General features: G+C 31.7%; 17 protein-coding genes, 1 tRNA gene and 1 pseudogene. 9 read left to right on the top strand and 10 right to left on the bottom strand.

The window, feature by feature from the left end; translation table 11 throughout:
• Positions 1-428: pseudogene (locus AC9UFV_RS07950) on the bottom strand (site-specific integrase); the annotation flags it as partial.
• 53 nt (positions 429-481) lie between these two features.
• Positions 482-555 (bottom strand) — tRNA-Met (locus AC9UFV_RS07945).
• 152 nt (positions 556-707) lie between these two features.
• Here AC9UFV_RS07945 and AC9UFV_RS07940 point away from each other — a divergent pair.
• Positions 708-1,100 carry an START-like domain-containing protein gene (locus AC9UFV_RS07940; protein ID WP_509519861.1) on the top strand — a complete coding sequence of 131 codons (393 nt, stop codon included), beginning with the start codon at positions 708-710 and terminating at the stop codon, positions 1,098-1,100.
• 51 nt (positions 1,101-1,151) lie between these two features.
• Positions 1,152-1,991, top strand: coding sequence for an aminotransferase class IV (locus AC9UFV_RS07935; RefSeq protein ID WP_509574624.1), 840 nt, complete (start codon positions 1,152-1,154; stop codon positions 1,989-1,991).
• On the opposite strand, the gene AC9UFV_RS07930 is transcribed toward AC9UFV_RS07935, so the two are convergent.
• The 5 genes from AC9UFV_RS07930 to AC9UFV_RS07910 form a co-directional block, all read right to left on the bottom strand.
• Positions 1,988-2,548, bottom strand: a complete 561-nt coding sequence (locus AC9UFV_RS07930) for a YqgE/AlgH family protein (RefSeq protein WP_509574622.1) — start codon at positions 2,546-2,548, stop codon at positions 1,988-1,990. The genes AC9UFV_RS07935 and AC9UFV_RS07930 overlap by 4 nt on opposite strands.
• A 77-nt stretch (positions 2,549-2,625) precedes the next feature.
• The gene (locus AC9UFV_RS07925; protein ID WP_509519866.1) at positions 2,626-2,898 is read right to left on the bottom strand and encodes an HU family DNA-binding protein; all 273 of its coding nucleotides are present in this window, start codon (positions 2,896-2,898) and stop codon (positions 2,626-2,628) included.
• Positions 2,899-3,074: 176 nt separating this feature from the next.
• Positions 3,075-4,022 (bottom strand): methionyl-tRNA formyltransferase, encoded by a 948-nt coding sequence (fmt, locus tag AC9UFV_RS07920; protein ID WP_509574620.1) that lies wholly within the window; start codon positions 4,020-4,022, stop codon positions 3,075-3,077.
• Between the two features lie 2 nt (positions 4,023-4,024).
• Positions 4,025-5,917 carry a RecQ family ATP-dependent DNA helicase gene (locus AC9UFV_RS07915; RefSeq protein ID WP_509574618.1) on the bottom strand — a complete coding sequence of 631 codons (1,893 nt, stop codon included), beginning with the start codon at positions 5,915-5,917 and terminating at the stop codon, positions 4,025-4,027.
• Positions 5,918-5,960: 43 nt separating this feature from the next.
• Positions 5,961-6,494 (bottom strand): AAA family ATPase, encoded by a 534-nt coding sequence (locus tag AC9UFV_RS07910; RefSeq protein WP_509574628.1) that lies wholly within the window; start codon positions 6,492-6,494, stop codon positions 5,961-5,963.
• A gap of 133 nt (positions 6,495-6,627) precedes the next feature.
• Between AC9UFV_RS07910 and AC9UFV_RS07905 the strand changes: the two genes are divergently transcribed.
• From AC9UFV_RS07905 to AC9UFV_RS07890, 4 genes are read left to right on the top strand one after another with little or no spacing between them, the layout of a single operon-like run.
• Positions 6,628-6,912, top strand: coding sequence for a DUF493 family protein (locus tag AC9UFV_RS07905; protein ID WP_509574616.1), 285 nt, complete (start codon positions 6,628-6,630; stop codon positions 6,910-6,912).
• Between the two features lie 2 nt (positions 6,913-6,914).
• The gene (locus AC9UFV_RS07900) at positions 6,915-7,637 is read left to right on the top strand and encodes a DUF4290 domain-containing protein (protein ID WP_509574614.1); all 723 of its coding nucleotides are present in this window, start codon (positions 6,915-6,917) and stop codon (positions 7,635-7,637) included.
• Positions 7,638-7,687: 50 nt separating this feature from the next.
• Positions 7,688-8,998 carry a UDP-N-acetylglucosamine 1-carboxyvinyltransferase gene (gene murA / locus AC9UFV_RS07895; protein WP_509574612.1) on the top strand — a complete coding sequence of 437 codons (1,311 nt, stop codon included), beginning with the start codon at positions 7,688-7,690 and terminating at the stop codon, positions 8,996-8,998.
• 29 nt (positions 8,999-9,027) lie between these two features.
• Positions 9,028-9,897 (top strand): cation diffusion facilitator family transporter, encoded by an 870-nt coding sequence (locus AC9UFV_RS07890; RefSeq protein WP_509574610.1) that lies wholly within the window; start codon positions 9,028-9,030, stop codon positions 9,895-9,897.
• 59 nt (positions 9,898-9,956) lie between these two features.
• Here AC9UFV_RS07890 and AC9UFV_RS07885 read toward each other — a convergent pair whose 3' ends face one another.
• Positions 9,957-12,443 (bottom strand): DUF5686 and carboxypeptidase regulatory-like domain-containing protein, encoded by a 2,487-nt coding sequence (locus AC9UFV_RS07885; RefSeq protein WP_509574608.1) that lies wholly within the window; start codon positions 12,441-12,443, stop codon positions 9,957-9,959.
• A gap of 64 nt (positions 12,444-12,507) precedes the next feature.
• Complete coding sequence (gene aroQ, locus AC9UFV_RS07880) at positions 12,508-12,921, bottom strand: type II 3-dehydroquinate dehydratase (RefSeq protein WP_509574606.1); 414 nt, start codon at positions 12,919-12,921, stop codon at positions 12,508-12,510.
• A gap of 248 nt (positions 12,922-13,169) precedes the next feature.
• Here aroQ and AC9UFV_RS07875 point away from each other — a divergent pair, with 248 nt between their 5' ends.
• The 3 genes from AC9UFV_RS07875 (at position 13,170) to xerD (ending at position 15,433) form a co-directional block, all read left to right on the top strand.
• Entirely contained in the window at positions 13,170-13,709 is a 540-nt protein-coding gene (locus AC9UFV_RS07875) for an outer membrane beta-barrel protein (RefSeq protein WP_509574604.1), read from the top strand.
• A 199-nt stretch (positions 13,710-13,908) separates the two neighbouring features.
• Positions 13,909-14,463 (top strand): porin family protein, encoded by a 555-nt coding sequence (locus tag AC9UFV_RS07870; RefSeq protein ID WP_509574602.1) that lies wholly within the window; start codon positions 13,909-13,911, stop codon positions 14,461-14,463.
• Positions 14,464-14,536: 73 nt separating this feature from the next.
• Positions 14,537-15,433, top strand: a complete 897-nt coding sequence (gene xerD / locus AC9UFV_RS07865) for a site-specific tyrosine recombinase XerD (protein WP_509574600.1) — start codon at positions 14,537-14,539, stop codon at positions 15,431-15,433.
• A gap of 52 nt (positions 15,434-15,485) precedes the next feature.
• Here the strand turns inward: xerD and rny are convergent, their stop codons facing one another.
• Positions 15,486-17,051 carry a ribonuclease Y gene (gene rny / locus AC9UFV_RS07860; RefSeq protein WP_509574626.1) on the bottom strand — a complete coding sequence of 522 codons (1,566 nt, stop codon included), beginning with the start codon at positions 17,049-17,051 and terminating at the stop codon, positions 15,486-15,488.
• Positions 17,052-17,150 lie beyond the last annotated feature (99 nt).

The following is a 17,150-nucleotide window of genomic DNA, read 5'->3' as shown; positions in this document are numbered from 1 at the left end:
TCATTTGAAACAGGAGCAACAACAACAACCATTTTGCTTTTCCTTGGAGGTGCTTTTTCTAATTCAAGCAAACTGGTATCGGAATCTGAATAAGGGTTCAAACCTTTTTCTAATAGATATTCAAGAGCATCTCTTAATTGAGTTAATACCAACAATCGCTCTTTTTTAGTTTTATATCTATTACAGCCACCTTTTATATTAGGCATACGTTTTAGATTTCCAGTGGTGGAATCGATAAATTTATAATAGATATACCAATCTTTAGAAAGTGCTTGTTTTTGCTCTTCTTTTGAAAGTTCATTCCATAAAGTGATATCCACACCACCAGTGTAAATTTTGGGTACAGAAAAATTTTTTTTATCCAAAGAGTGTCTGTTTTGGTGTACGTTTTGGTGTACTCTTTGTAAAAGTAATAAAATATTCGACATAAAAAAAGCGGTTTAGTGTACACTAAACCGCAGTTTCATTGAATTTTCTTTCGTAGCGAGAGAGAGATTTGAACTCTCGACCTCAGGGTTATGAATCCTGCGCTCTAACCGACTGAGCTACCTCGCCTTTTTCGGTTATTTGCATCTATCAATGCGGGTGCAAATATAAAACATAAATCAGATGTTGCAAATATATATTGAAGAAAATAAAATATATTTTAATTTGCTTTTTTATTCGTTATTTAATCTATATATTTCACAAAAATTTTTCAGCAAGTCATGAATACAAAAGTAAAATACGAATTAGAATTTCAATTGAATTCTTCACCTCAATTATTATATCAATATATATCAACTCCCTCCGGTCTTTCTGAATGGTTCGCTGATAATGTAAATTCGCGTGGTGAGTTTTTTACTTTTATATGGGATGGCTCCGAAGAAAAAGCTAGATTAACGGCAAGAAAATCGGATGAAAGAGTAAAATTCCGTTGGATCGACGAAGACAATAAAGACACCGATTACTTTTTTGAATTGCGAATTCTAGAAGATGAAATCACTAAAGACGTTTCTTTAATGGTGACCGATTTTGCTTTTGAGGAAGATTTTGAAGAAGTAAAACTGCTTTGGGAAAGTCAAATTTCCGATTTAAAACATGTTATCGGTTCTGTTTAGATTTTAATTTTTTAAACTTATATTTGTCACGCTCTAAGCGTGACTTTTTTTATGATAAATTTTAACGGTACAATTACTGATTCAGAAACCAATTTATTGGTTAATAATCGCGCCTTTCTTTATGGTGATGGCGTTTTTGAATCTATGAAAATAGTAGATCAAAAAATCCTATTTCTAGAAGACCACTACTTTAGATTAATGGCTTCAATGAGAATTGTGAGAATGGAAATCCCAATGAATTTTACCATGGAATTTTTTGAAGAACAAATTCTAAATTTGGCTAAAGCCAATGGATGTAAAGATTCAGCAAGAGTTAGAGTTACCGTTTATAGAAATGAAGGCGGAAATTATTTACCAGTTCAGCGTTCAGTTTCGTACTTAATCAATTGCAGCCCACTAGAAAACAAGTTGTATTCTATAGATTCAAAACCCTATGAAGTTGATTTATACAAAGATTTCTATATTACCAAACAATTGCTTTCTACTTTAAAAACGACCAACAAAATTTTAAATGTAACTGCAAGTATTTATGCGAATGAAAATGGTCTTGATAATTGCTTATTATTGAATGAAAGTAAAAACGTTGCTGAGGCTTTGCAGGGAAATATTTTTATGGTTTTAAATGGAAAATTAATTACTCCAGCTTTATCGGAAGGTTGTTTGAACGGAGTTTTGCGCAAGCAAGTCCTTAATTTAGCATCAAAAATGGAGGGTTTAGAAGTGGAAGAGGGGGAAATTTCTCCATTTGACCTTCAAAAAGCGGATGAATTATTTATTTCAAATGTCATTAAAGGAATTCAACCGATTACCAAATACCGAAAAAAACAATTTGGAAATACATTGTCAACTAAGTTAGTTGCTTTGTTAAACGCTCAAATTAGGTTGTCTTAATTCCAAAAAGGATTTTCAGGCGCGTTTGCCCAAAGTATATAATCGCCACCCAATTCTTGAATTTTTTCTTTCCAAAAATCACTAGCTTCTTTGCTTAGAATATCATTTTGATATTTATTATCAACAACTACCCAATATTTAGAAATGATTTCATCTTCTAATTGTTCAATTTCCCAGCCTGAATAACCAATAAAAAATCGAATATTATCTTTCTTAATGGTTCCATTGTTAATTTCAGCAATAGTATTTTCAAAATTCCCTCCCCAAAATAAACCCGAAGATATTTCAATCCCATCAGTTATAATGTCTGGAACATTATGAATGAAATAGACATTTTCAGGACTTACAGGGCCACCATAAAAAACTGAAAATTCTGCGGTTATTGTTGGAATTAAATCGTTGATAGAATAGTCAAGGGGTTTGTTAATAATAAAACCGACAGTTCCTTCCTCATTGTATTCTGTTAATAGTACAATCGATCTATTAAAAGGTTGGTCATAAACCGAAGAAGGTTCGGCAATGAGTAAATTTCCTTTAATGATTTTTGTTGAGGGCATCTTTTGATTATTATTATACAAATTTATTCAAAAAAAAAGCCACGCAATGCGTGGCTTTAATTTATTTTGGTAAATTATTAGTTTACAGCTGATTCTAATTCAGCTCCAGCTTTAAATTTAACAACTTTTTTAGCAGCAATTTTGATAGTTGCTCCAGTTTGTGGGTTTCTTCCGTCTCTAGCTGCTCTTGCAGATACTGACCAAGATCCGAATCCTACTAAAGATACTCTACCACCTTTTTTTAATGTACCACTTACATTTCCTAAAAATGATTCTAAAGCTGATTTTGCAGCTGCTTTAGTAATTCCTGCGTCAGCAGCGATTGCGTCAATTAATTCTGATTTGTTCATAATAATAGATATTAAATGTTGGTTAAAAATTTCATTACAGTAACAAAATTAGTAGGAATACATTACTGTGCAAGCGTTTTTTTAAAAATCTACCACTTTTGTTGATAACTTACTATTTTTGTTGATAAAGAGGCTAAATATTACCTTTTTTTGAATGCATTCAACTCCTTAATGCCTTATAAAACCAAGGCTTTATCTGAAAATGTCATTCCATTTAATAGTTCAGAAGTTGTCATTTTTTTCTTTCCAGGGAATTGTAGACTCAAAATTTGAATAAATCCATTCGAAACGGCCACTTTTATTTCTTTTTTTGTAGTTAGAATTAAACCAATAGGAAAAGAATGATTTTCAACATTAAATTTTGATTCGTAAATTTTCACATTCCACTCTTGATTGTCATCTTTAAAATAACTCCAAGCCACTGGATAAGGCGAAAGTCCACGTATTTGATTGTGAATTTCTATACCGGATTTATTCCAATCGATTTTACAATTGTCTTTATCTAATTTATAGGCCGTTTTTATTTCTGAATTGTCTTCTTGAATTGTTGGTGAAACTTGTTCATTATCAATCAATTTAAGGGTGTCAATTACTGTTTGACTCCCTAAAATCATTAATCGGTCATGAAGTTGGCCTGCATTTTCATCTGGATGAATTGGTGTTTCACTACTCAAAATCATTGCTCCTGTATCAATTTTGTCATCTATATAAAAGGTAGTAACGCCAGTTTTAGATTCTCCATTGATTATTGCCCAATTTATTGGTGCTGCTCCACGATAATTTGGAAGCAACGATGCGTGTAGGTTAAAAGTTCCGTATTTTGGCATATCCCAAACTAATTTTGGCAACATTCTAAATGCAACAATTATTTGTAAATTGGCATTTAGAGCCTTTAAATTTTCTAAGAAAGCTGGATCTTTTAAATTCGTAGGTTGTAAAAGGGTGAGGTTGTTTTCTAATGCATATTCTTTTACCGCAGAATATTTTATCTTTTGGCCACGACCCGCAGGTTTATCTGCAGCTGTAATAACTCCTACAACCTCGTAGTTGTTCTTTAATATAGTATCCAAAATGCCAACAGCAAATTCTGGGGTTCCCATAAAAACGATTCTCAATTTTTCCATTTCTATTTTAAGGTGTATCTGTTGTTGGGTGAAATAATTATTTCTCCGTTTTCTAATAAGTTTTGTAACGCAAAGATAATTGCATCAGATGACTTATTAATATGAATTTGAATTTCTCTTGAATTTAGTGCTTTTATTTTCAATAATGTTAAAATCTGATTTCTCAAATCCTCTGTACCAATATCTTTATTGTTTTCTGAAATACAATACGAACAAATTCCGCAATCTTCATTTGATTGTTCATCAAAATAATTTAATATCATTTTGCTTTTACAATTGGATTCATCATTTACATATTCAATAACAGAATTTAATTGCTCTTTTTTTAACTTATTTTGGATTTCTAAATATTTTGATACACTATTAATCGTTCGTTCATCTTCCCGAATTACATTAAAAATTATTCTCGTGTCATTACTTTTTGCTTGATAATCGATGATTCCTTTTTCTTTTAATTGCAATAATAACGAACTCACATTGTTTTCTGTAGTTTCTGCTTTTTTAGCAATTAATGTCAAATTTATTCCAGCTGGAACATCATGAATTCCTGGGTAAGTGCGAAGTAATGCCAATATTATTGGTTCTTCTCTGGTATTTAAACTCATGTAACGAATAACTTCTTTCGATGGAATTACAAATTGTACCGTAACTTTTTCTGAAAATTCTTGTGATAAAGTGACTATCCCTTGTCGGTCTAAAAACTGTAATGCATTGTAGGTTTTAATTATCGGAAATTGATATTTGCTACAAAACTGATTTAAATTGAATGTATATTGCTCTTCAATTCCTTCACCATAAGCTATTTGGAAATAATTACACAATTTTACAAACATATAATTTAAGAACTCTTTATCTGGTAAAACAGAAATAAACTGATTTTCAGCGTTCAATTTATCGTAAGAACTGGTCAATAAAATAGCGTAGGCTTTTTCTTCATTTCTTCCAGCGCGACCTGCTTCTTGGTAGTAATTCTCAATATTTTCAGGAAGTTGAATATGGATTACAGTTTTAACATTTGCTTTATCAATTCCCATCCCAAATGCATTTGTGGCAACAATTACTTGCGCCTCATCCGACATCCATAGTTCCATATTTTTTTCTTTTTCCTTAGCAGATAAGCCTCCGTGGTAATATGTGGTGCGAAACCCCATGGATTTTAACTGGGATGAAATATCCAAGCATGATTTTCTGTTGCGAACGTATATTATTGAAGGTTCTGGATTTTTTTTCAAAATTTGTTCCATCTTGAAAAGTTTGTCCTCAGCTTCAGTTACAAAATAGGCAATATTGTCTCTTTTGAATGACTTTTGGAAAAGCGCCGTATCTTTTAATCCCAATTGTAAAATAACATCTTCTTGCACTCTTTTTGTTGCAGAAGCAGTGAGGGCAATGAAAGGTATTTTTGAAAAATGAGATTTTAAATTTGATATTTTTAAATAGGAAGGTCGAAAATCATGGCCCCACTGCGAAACACAATGCGCCTCATCGATTGCAATCATCGAAATGGGTAATTGTTTTATTCGGTCTAAAATCCAATCTGTTTGTAGTCGCTCAGGGGAAAGGTAGATGAATTTGTAATTTCCAAATTGGCAATTGTCTAAAAGCACCGAAATTTCATCAGATTTTAATCCGCCAGTCAGAGCAATTGCTTTAATATCTCGACTTTGTAAATTTTGAACTTGGTCTTTTATTAGTGCTACCAATGGAGAAATTACCAAGCAAATTCCGTCTTTCATTAAAGCTGGAACCTGAAAACAAATCGATTTTCCACCACCTGTTGGCAATAAGGCAAACGTATCTTGACCACTCAAAACAGAATCAATAATTTCCTTTTGAAGTGATCTAAACTGATCGTGTTTCCAGTATTTTTTTAGAATTTCTAAAGCTTGCGGCATTTAATTTGGCTTAAATATTTCAGAAAATAATGTTATTTCTGATTTAAATTTTATCTAAGATAAAAAGAATTCTGTTATCTAAGCTATCTTTTGGGACTTCAATTAAATTATAACCATATTTAGTGTAGGTTTCAACCAAATGGTTGTGAATCAATTCCGATTGTTCGTAGTTTTCATATCGAGCTTCATCACTAACATAAATTTCTTTCCATGGCGGAAGAATATAAACCTCTGAATAGATATTTTCGCGACAAGCAGCATCAAAAAAAGAAGGGTAGGAGTCGCCAATATAATGCATGTAAGCCAATACATCAGGAATTCCACGGTCAATAAAAACTACATCATGGAGTTCGTTTTGTGCCTCTAAATATTGTTTTTTTCTACCTTCTAATAAAAGCTCGCTGAAAAGTAAAGGTTGTTCTAGAAATAATTGGTCAATTCCTTGTTTTCGGGCTTCCAGAGTTACCTCACGAGAAATCTCAGGATAACAACAATAACCTCGGGCTTTTAGCTCATCGATGATTGATGTTTTTCCTGTACCAGGACCGCCAATAATTACTTTAATTTTCTTTTGCACTTTTAAAAAATTGGTTACAAACTTACTTAAAGAAATTGGTATTTGAAAAGTTATTTTTCCAATGAACATTTATTATTTTTATCCACTTTATAATTCATAATATTTACCTTATATTTGCTATATTTTATTTTTGATGGACAAAAAGACTACTGAATTTTACGAAAGATTGCGTTTGGAATTGAATAATAACACTTCCTGGCCCACTAAGTACTTATTTAAATTCATAGTTCCAAACGACCAAAATAAAATAGATACTGTCGAAAATGCATTCAATAATATGGGTGCAGTTATAGACACAAGGCATTCAAAAACAGGTAAATACACTAGTATTTCAATAAATGTGCCAATGCTAAATGCTCAAAGTATAATAGACAAATACCTCGAAGTATCAACTGTAGAAGGTATAATTTCCCTATAAATATGGAATCAAAATATCAAAAAGAAGTAGCTAATGATGTTGTATTTAATTTAGAATACAATTCAGAAAGACCTCATTTAATTATCCCTGAATACGGTCGCCATTTGCAAAAATTGATTGATCAAGCAACTGTAATCGAGGATCCTATTGAAAGAAATAAAGCCGCAAAATATATTATCCAAGTAATGGGAAGTTTAAATCCTCATTTACGTGATGTTTTGGATTTCCAACATAAATTATGGGATCAATTATTTATAATGTCCGATTTTAAATTGGATGTTGAATCTCCTTATCCAATTCCTACACGAGAAGTATTACAACTTAAACCAGATGTATTAAATTATCCTCAAAACTTTCCAAAATATCGTTTCTATGGTAATAATATAAAATACATGATTGATGTTGCTAATAAGTGGGAAGAAGGTGAAATGAAATCAGCTTTAGTGAAAGTGATCGCTAACCACATGAAAAAATGTTATTTGAGTTGGAATAAAGACACTGTAAAAGACGACGTTATTTTCGAACATTTATATGAACTTTCAGGCGGAAAAATTAATTTGCTTCAAAGTACAGAAGTGCTTTTAAATACCTCGGATTTGATGAGAACAAATAAGAAAGTCTCCAACAAAACGAATCCTTCTGGACCAATTATTAAGCCTAAAATTTCAAAAACAGGTAAATCTAATAATCAAAATCATAAAAATAAAATCAGAAAACCATTATAAAATATAAGCATTTTTATAAGGATTAAACTATTAATTTATTAAAATAAAATATGGGAACATTTAAAATTGAAGGTGGCATTCGACTAAAAGGGGATATCACTCCACAAGGGGCAAAAAACGAAGCATTACAAATACTATGTGCTGTACTTTTAACTCCTGAAAAAGTCACTATCAACAATATTCCAGACATTATTGATGTCAATAAATTAATTACTTTACTAGGAAATCTAGGAGTTAAAATTCAAAGAAATTCTCCAAGTTCTATCACTTTTCAAGCTGATGAAGTTAATGTTGGCTACCTAGAAACTGAAGCATTCAAAAAAGAAGGAGGTTCGTTAAGAGGCTCAATTATGATTGTTGGTCCACTATTAGCTCGTTTTGGTAAAGGATATATTCCAAAGCCAGGAGGAGATAAAATTGGAAGAAGAAGATTAGACACGCACTTTGAAGGATTTATCAATTTAGGCGCAAAGTTCCGATACAATAGAGAAGATCATTTTTATGGTGTTGAAGCCCCAAATGGTTTGAAAGGTACCGATATGTTGTTGGACGAAGCTTCAGTAACAGGAACTGCTAATATCTTGATGGCAGCAGTTTTAGCTAAAGGAAAAACTACTGTTTATAATGCTGCTTGCGAACCCTATTTGCAACAATTGAGCAAAATGTTGAATTCAATGGGAGGCAATATTACTGGCGTTGGATCAAATTTATTGACGATTGAAGGAGTTGAAAGCCTTGGTGGATGCGAACACACAATTCTTCCAGATATGATTGAAATAGGTTCTTGGATTGGTCTTGCTGCCATGACTAGAAGTGAAATTACAATAAAAAATGTGAGTTGGGATAACCTTGGAATTATTCCCAATACCTTCAGAAAATTGGGTATTACCCTTGAAAAAAGAGGTGACGATATCTATATTCCTGCTCATAATGACGGTTACGAAATAAAAACAGATATTGACGGTTCAATACTTACAATTGCCGATGCACCATGGCCAGGTTTTACACCCGACTTATTGAGTATCGTTTTAGTGGTTGCAACTCAAGCGAAAGGGGATGTTTTAATTCACCAAAAAATGTTTGAAAGCCGATTATTTTTCGTCGATAAATTGATTGACATGGGTGCTAAAATCATGCTTTGTGACCCACACAGAGCGGTGGTTATGGGACACAATTTTCAATCTCAATTGAAAGCAACAACAATGTCGTCACCAGATATTCGTGCTGGAATTTCTTTGTTAATCGCCGCACTTTCTGCAAAAGGAACCAGCACAATTCAAAATATTGAACAAATTGACCGAGGTTACGAGAGAATTGATGAAAGATTGAGAGCAATTGGAGCAAATATCGTAAGAGCCTAACTTGGTTTAGGGGATGCCTAAAAAATGCAATGAAAACAAGTGAACAAACAGCTGTAAAAGCAACTTATTTTAGTATTGTTGGGAACACTTGTTTAGCAATTATAAAAGGTGCAGCCGGAGTTTTTGGAAATTCTTATGCGCTAATTGCAGATGCAATTGAATCGACTACCGATATTTTTTCCTCGTTTTTAGTTTTATTTGGGATAAAATATTCTAATCGTCCTGCAGATGCAAATCACCCTTATGGTCACGGTCGTGTGGAACCTTTAATTACTTTTTTAGTAGTTGGGTTCTTAATTACCTCTGCAACTATAATTGCTTATGAGAGTATAGCTAATATTGGCACTCCGCATGAATTACCAAAACCTTGGACATTATTTGTTTTAGGTGCAATTATTATTTGGAAAGAATATTCCTTCCGATTGGTAATGAAAAGAGGAATTCAAACAAATAGTTCTTCGCTTAAAGCAGATGCTTGGCACCATAGAAGTGATGCAATTACCTCTGTTGCAGCATTTTTGGGAATCTCAATTGCGTTGTTTTTAGGAAAAGGATATGAATCTGCAGATGACTGGGCAGCACTTTTTGCTTCAGCATTTATTTTATATCATAGTTATCTTATTTTCAGACCTGCTTTAGGTGAGATTATGGACGAACATTTATATGAAGATTTAGAGGCTGAAATAAGAAAAATATCTTTAACAGTTGAAGGTGTAATCGCTACTGAAAAATGTTTTATACGAAAATCAGGAATGAAGTATCACGTCGATTTACACGCCGTTGTAGACGGAAATATCTCTGTTACAAAAGGGCATGATATTGCCCATTTATTGAAAGATACTTTACGAGAAAATATTGTTGAATTAGGTCATGTATTAATTCATATAGAACCGAATTAATATAAAATATGTAATAAAAAAAGCGGGTGATTTTCCCGCTTTTTTTATTTTAAATTAAATTAATCCAATGCATTTAGGATTTTTAATCCAAAAATAACGCCGTCTCCGATGTATCCATTTTGATAAGATCGTATATAATCCAATCTAAATAATTTGAATTTTCCAAAACCTAAATTGTCTAAACCAATTGTATATTCGGTGTAAGGCTTTCTGTTTGGAACCGCCAATTGATGGAATCCGAGAATTAAAGTTGATTTTAATTTGTTAATTAATGGAATTTTATTGGTAAAAAAGCCTTGATCATTGTGTTCTACATGAGCTTCGAAATAGCTATCATTGGTGCTATTTGTGTAATATGGCATAAAATTAAACACATTTAAATAACGGTCAGTTCCTCCAATGTGGGTTTGATTTCCATTGAAATGTTTGTAATCCATAAAGGCAATATCGGTAGCGTTAAATAATTTTCCACCTTTTATATTCATCGCAAGGTTTCCTTTATTTCCCATATTAATATCGTAGAAAACACGAGAGCTTAAATGTTCAAATTCATACTTTTTTTCGCTTCCAGCCACTGCTTTTTCAAAACCTAAGAAAAGGGTTGGGTATTTTTCATTTCTGAAATTGAATTTTCCGTCCGGGCGTGAAAAGTATTTGTTTCCAAAATTAATTCGAGCATTTAATCCTATTTTAACTAAATGATGTTTTTCAAATCCTGGGTTTAAATAATCATTTTCATCCAGTGGATTATTTGACGTATAGGGCAAATCACTTTTTAATATTGTAAAATCCGTTGTATTAAAAAGCGGTTTTCTTTGAACATATTCTACTCTACCATTAATATTAATTCCATTGGCAATATCTTGACCGTAATTTATTCGTGCAAATTCCAAATTATACAATTTCATATAATTACTTTTAAAGAATAGGGTGCTGGTTGAATTAATAAATGGACTAATTGGTTCATTACTATTAAATTGTTCTACTTTCGTTCCTCCGTTAATAGATAAATTGGCATAATTTTGATTGTTGAATTGATGATAAAATCGACCAGTTACACGTAATCTCTCATCTGAAAATCCATAGTTAATATCGGTTCTAATTTCTGTTCTCTTGCCTTTTTCTTCATTTCTTTTATAATAACTAAAACCAGTTGACATATTATAACCCTGAACGGTGTTAAAAGTTAGCGAACTTAAATCCATTAATCCGGAGTAGTTAAAGCTCATTTTTTTGAATGAGTTTTTATAAGTATATCCAAATATTATATTTCCAATTTTGAATTTATTATTTTTATTATCAATTGAATCTAAATAGGTTTTTGAACTTCTTATCAAATAAATACTGTCTTTTTTTTGATAATCAATTGATTCTTCAGAGGTTAATGGTATTGGTCGGTTTTTATTCCAAAAGACAGTGTCTTTTTTATTTGCGTTTTCTTCAAAACTAAGTACTTCATTTCCGAAAGTTTTCTTTTCAAATGAATTTATAAATTCGTAATTGCTAAAAACATAATTAAATTTTCCATTGAATTTAATTCCAAATATTCCTGCGCTGAAAGATAAACTTTGAGAATTTTTGGCCCAAATTTTATTTTTAGAATTGTAACTATAGTTTTGTTTTAAATTCATAGACTCTAAAAATTCATTTTTCATCCTGTATCCTTTAATGTCTAAATCAACAGCATAAATTGCCCAACTATCGTCTACAATATAAATATATCCTTCAAAAGTAGGTTCTTTATCTCTTTTTGGAATGACTTTAATTTTACAAATTTGTTGTCTGTTTTCATCAAAGAAAGTGCCTTCTAATTTGTATTTGTAATAATTGAAAGCATTATTCGCAATTGGTGAAATCATGCTTACATTGAAATCTATAGTGTTGTTATAAAAGTCATACAATGATGATTCTGCAGTATTGTAACTAAATCCGTTATTATTTCCGCTGATTTTGGAAGCAATAATTTTCTCTTTTAAGTTATTTGGTTTTTCATACGAGATTTTTGAAACGGTCTCTGATAAATACATAATCCCACTTCCTGTTGAATCGATATTTGCTCCCATTTGTTCGCCAAGATCAATTTTTTGTCCAAATATTTTCTTCGGAAGATCTTTGACTTTAAAAATTCCTCTAGAATAAAAATCAGCTTTAAACTTTGCTGTTTTATCTGAATTTTCTTTTTTGCTAGCAATTGCGCTTCTTATAATTGCATTGGCAGGATTTTCCTTTTGATTGATAACCACCTCGTTTAAAGTATAATTTTCCTCAATCATTTTTACATTCAATTGGTATGGGAATTTTTCTATATCAATAGCTATTTTTTGAGTCTTGAAGCCCAGATATTGAAATACTATAGTGTGTTTACCAATAGATTTTATGTTTAATTCGTAAATACCGTTATCATTTGAAGTAGTTCCATTATAGGTATTTGAAGAAAAAATCGTTACAAAAGGCAACGGATTTCCTTTTTCATCCGAAACAGTTCCTTTAATTTGAGCAAAATTTGAAATACAGGCTAGTAATAATAAGTAAGTTATTTTTTTCATGGTTTATTTGTTATTTAATTTTATTGACGAATTAAAGGTCTATTTGTTACTATATAATATAATGCTAAATAAATGACTGTAAAGCCAAATCGTAACTTTTCAAACCGAACCCAATAATTACCCCTTTTGCATTTGCAGAGATGTAGGATTGATGGCGAAATGTTTCTCTAGAGAAAGTGTTAGAAATGTGTACTTCAATTACAGGTGTTGAAATTGCTTTTACCGCATCACCAATACCGATAGAAGTATGAGTGTAAGCAGCTGCGTTTAGAATTATTCCATCAAATGAAAAACCAACTTCTTGAATTTTAGAAATTAATTCACCCTCAATATTACTTTGAAAATAATCCAGCTCAATATTAGGATATTTGTTTTTTAATACCGAAAAATAATCTTCAAATGTTTGTTGTCCATAAATTTCAGGTTCTCTTTTACCTAACAAATTTAAATTTGGTCCATTTATAATTATTAATTTCATTTTTTTTTAGTAAAAGTAGGAAAACTTACAGATAATGATTGATTTTATATTGTTAAAACTAAATTAAAATACAATTATCATCACACTTATCGCTATGAAACTATCTGTTTTGTTAATAATTACAATCTTCTAAACCCTTTGAAATTTGGTATTGTTGATAAAATTGTTAATAAGTATAAATAAAATGTGCAAAATCTTATTTCTTAAAATCGATAATTTTACCATTATTAATTTTAAACAAAACAAAAATGAAAAAAATTATTTTAACTGCAGTTGCAGTATTTGCATTTAGCTTTGCTAATGCACAAGATTCTAAATCTTTTGGTTTCTCAAAAGGGGATGTTTTTGGTAGTGCTACGGTTAGTAGTGTTAGTTCATCTGTAAGTGGATCAAACACGGTGACTAGTTTTGCTCCATCAGTTGGTTATTTTGTAACCGACGCTATCGCTTTATCAGCTGGATTTTCTACAGCTAGTAATGGAAATGTAAAATCAACTGATTTTCAAGTTGGTGGTGCTTATGTATTTAACGCTAAAAATCAATTTTCAACAAACGTATCATTAGGATTAGCGTTTGGTTCTGGAACTGACGGAGGTGATTACAAAGCTATGGGATTACAATTAGCTTACGGTGTTAATTATTTCGTATCTAGTCACTTTGCAGTAAGAGCTGATATAGCTGGTTTACGCTACGTTTCAGTTACTCCTGATGGAGGATCTGCTGTAAGTACTACTTCTATTGGATTAGATATGGATAATCTTTCTTTAGGATTGGTTTACAAATTCTAATTCTAAATGCATTATTTTAAACCACGCTTATAGCGTGGTTTTTTTTATTTATGACTCATCCAATTTAAAGCATTGGCTTTTAGAGAGGTATTGTTGATAAGTTGTTAATAAAATTGTTAATAACTATAAAAAATCAAGTGTTTATTGAGGATGTATAATTTCTAAATTTGAATATTATTAACAATAAATAAAAATTAAAATGAAAAAAGTTTTATTAACTGCTTTAGCAGTATTCGCGTTTAGCTTTGCTAATGCACAAGACACTAAGTATGGTGTTAAAGGTGGTTTGAACATGTCAAATAATACTCTTGGAGAACATACCTCTTTATTAGCTTTCCATTTGGGTGGTTTTGCAGAATTTAAAATGAGCGACAAATTCGCAATTCAACCTGAATTATTGTATTCTGCACAAGGTGGAAAGATTTCTGCTAATGGAGCTAATTACACTACAAATCTAAATTACTTTAATATTCCAGTTATGGCTAAATATTATGTAGCTGATGCTTTTAGTATTGAAGCAGGACCTCAAATTGGTTTCTTAATGTCTGCTAAATCTGACGGAACTGATATTAAAGATATGTGTAATTCAACTGATTTTGGTTTTAATTTAGGTGCAGGGTATAATCTTAATGAAACTATGTCTCTAGGATTACGTTACAGCATAGGATTATCAAATGTAATTAAAGACGTATCTGGAGTTTCAACTGATTCAAAAAACTCTAACATTCAATTGTCTTTTGGATATAAATTCTAATTTGAATTTTTTATAATAATTAAACCACGCTTTAGGCGTGGTTTTTTTATGAAAATAGTTTTCCTTTGTACTAATGAATTGGAGTACTTACATAAAAAGTTATCAATCCTATTTGAGAATTGAAAGAGGAATGTCGAAAAATACCATCGACAATTATTCTTTCGATATCGAAAGGCTATGCCTTTTTTTAGATGAGAATTCTATTACTATTTCGCCAATTACGATAACCGAAGAAACTATCCAACAGTTTATTTATCATATTGCAAAGCAATTAAATGCAAGGTCACAAGCTAGAATAATTTCGGGTTTAAAGAGTTTTTTTTCCTATTTGATATTTGAAGATTATAGACCTGACAATCCCCTAGAATTAATTGAAACTCCTAGAATTGGTCGAAAACTACCAGATACTTTATCAATTGTTGATATTGACCGACTCATCTCAGCAATCGATTTAAGTTCGAATGAAGGTGAAAGAAATAGAGCCATGCTCGAAACACTTTACGGATGTGGATTGCGAGTTTCTGAGTTGGTTTCTCTTAAAATATCGGATCTTTTCTTTGATGAAGGGTTTATTAAGATTACAGGAAAAGGGAACAAGCAACGATTTGTACCAATTGGTTCCTATACCCAGAAATACATTGAAATTTATAAAGACAATGTAAGATCGCATATAAATATCCAAAAAGGGCATGAAGACACATTGTTTTTAAATAGGAGAGGACGCCAATTGACGCGTGCGATGATATTCACTATAATTAAAGAGTTAGCTGTAAAAATCGACCTTAATAAAACCATCAGCCCGCATACTTTTCGTCATTCATTTGCTACTCATTTACTTGAAAATGGTGCTGATTTACGTTCGATCCAATTGATGCTCGGTCATGAATCAATTACTACAACTGAAATTTATGTTCATTTAGACCGAAAACATTTGTCGGATATTATGAACACTTTTCACCCTAGAAAATAAAAAAAGGCTTACTAATTAAATTAATAAGCCCTTGATTTATTTAATAAGAGTTCTATTTTGCAATATTAACCGCTCTAGTTTCTCTAATTACCGTTACTTTCACCTGACCTGGATAAGTCATTTCAGTTTGAATCTTTTGTGAAATTTCAAATGATAAAGTGGCAGCGTTATCATCTGAAACTTTTTCACTTTCTACGATTACACGTAACTCTCTACCCGCTTGAATTGCATAAGCATTTTTAACGCCATTGAATCCGAAAGCAACTTCTTCTAGGTCTTTTAAACGCTGAATGTAAGAATCTAAAACTTGTCTTCTCGCTCCAGGACGTGCGCCAGAAATAGCATCACAAACTTGGATAATCGGAGATAATAATGACTTCATTTCAATTTCATCGTGGTGCGCTCCAATAGCATTGCAAACTTCTTCTTTCTCACCATATTTTTCAGCCCATTGCATACCTAATAATGCGTGTGGTAAATCACTTTCTGCATCTGGAACTTTTCCAATATCGTGTAATAATCCGGCTCTTTTTGCAAGTTTAACATTCAATCCTAATTCTGCTGCCATGATTCCACAAAGCTTGGAAACTTCTCTTGAGTGTTGCAATAAGTTTTGACCATAAGAAGAACGGTATTTCATTCTACCAACTACTTTAATCAATTCTGGGTGCAATCCGTGAATTCCTAAATCGATTACGGTTCTTTTACCAACTTCAATAATCTCGTCGTCAATTTGTTTAGCCGTTTTTGCAACTACTTCTTCAATTCTTGCTGGGTGAATTCTACCGTCGGTGACTAATTTATGAAGTGCTAAACGAGCAATTTCTCTTCTCACAGGATCGAAACAAGACAATATAATTGCTTCTGGAGTGTCATCAACAATAATTTCTACACCTGTTGCCGCTTCTAAAGCTCTAATATTTCGACCTTCACGACCAATAATTCTTCCCTTCACATCGTCGGATTCAATGTTGAAAACAGAAACGCAATTTTCAACTGCTTCTTCTGTTCCCACTCTTTGTATGGTATTGATAATTATTTTCTTGGCTTCCTGTTGAGCAGTTAATTTGGCTTCTTCAATGGTATCTTGAATTTGAGCCATCGCTTTGGTTTTAGCTTCTGCTTTTAAACCTTCAATTAATTGGTTGCTTGCTTCTTCGGCAGATAAACCAGATATTACTTCTAATTGGTTTAACTGGCTTTTATGCATTTTCTCAACTTCAACTTGCTTCTTGTCTAGAATTTCAATTTTAGAAGTGTATTCTGCTGTTTTGGCTTCAAAATCGTCGTTTATTTTTTTAGCTTTTGCCAATTCATTTGAAACTTGAGATTCTTTATCGCGAATTCTTTTTTCAACTTCGGCAACCTTTCTTTCTCTACCTAGAATAACTTCTTCGTGTTCCGATTTTAATTCGATAAATCTTTCTTTGGCTTGAAGAATTTTATCTTTTTTGATGTTTTCTCCTTCTAAATTTGCGTCTTTTAAGATTGAAGCGGCTTCTTTTTTAGCGTTTTGAACTAAACTAGAAACACTGCTTTTTTCCATCACTTTTGCAAGAATAAAACCTCCTGCAATACCAACTATTCCCGAAATAATTATTATTAATGTACTGTCCATGTTTGTGTAAAATTTATATATAAAAAAAGCCCACATTAGATTTCTTGAATAAACTCGGAAATACAAGTTTTGAGCTAACTCATTGTTCAAGCTTTCACG

Origin of the sequence: Flavobacterium sp., from assembly GCF_044349645.1 — a bacterium.
Lineage (GTDB): Bacteria > Bacteroidota > Bacteroidia > Flavobacteriales > Flavobacteriaceae > Flavobacterium.
Note: the sequence above shows the minus strand (reverse complement) of the source record. Positions and strands in the feature narration are given on the sequence as shown.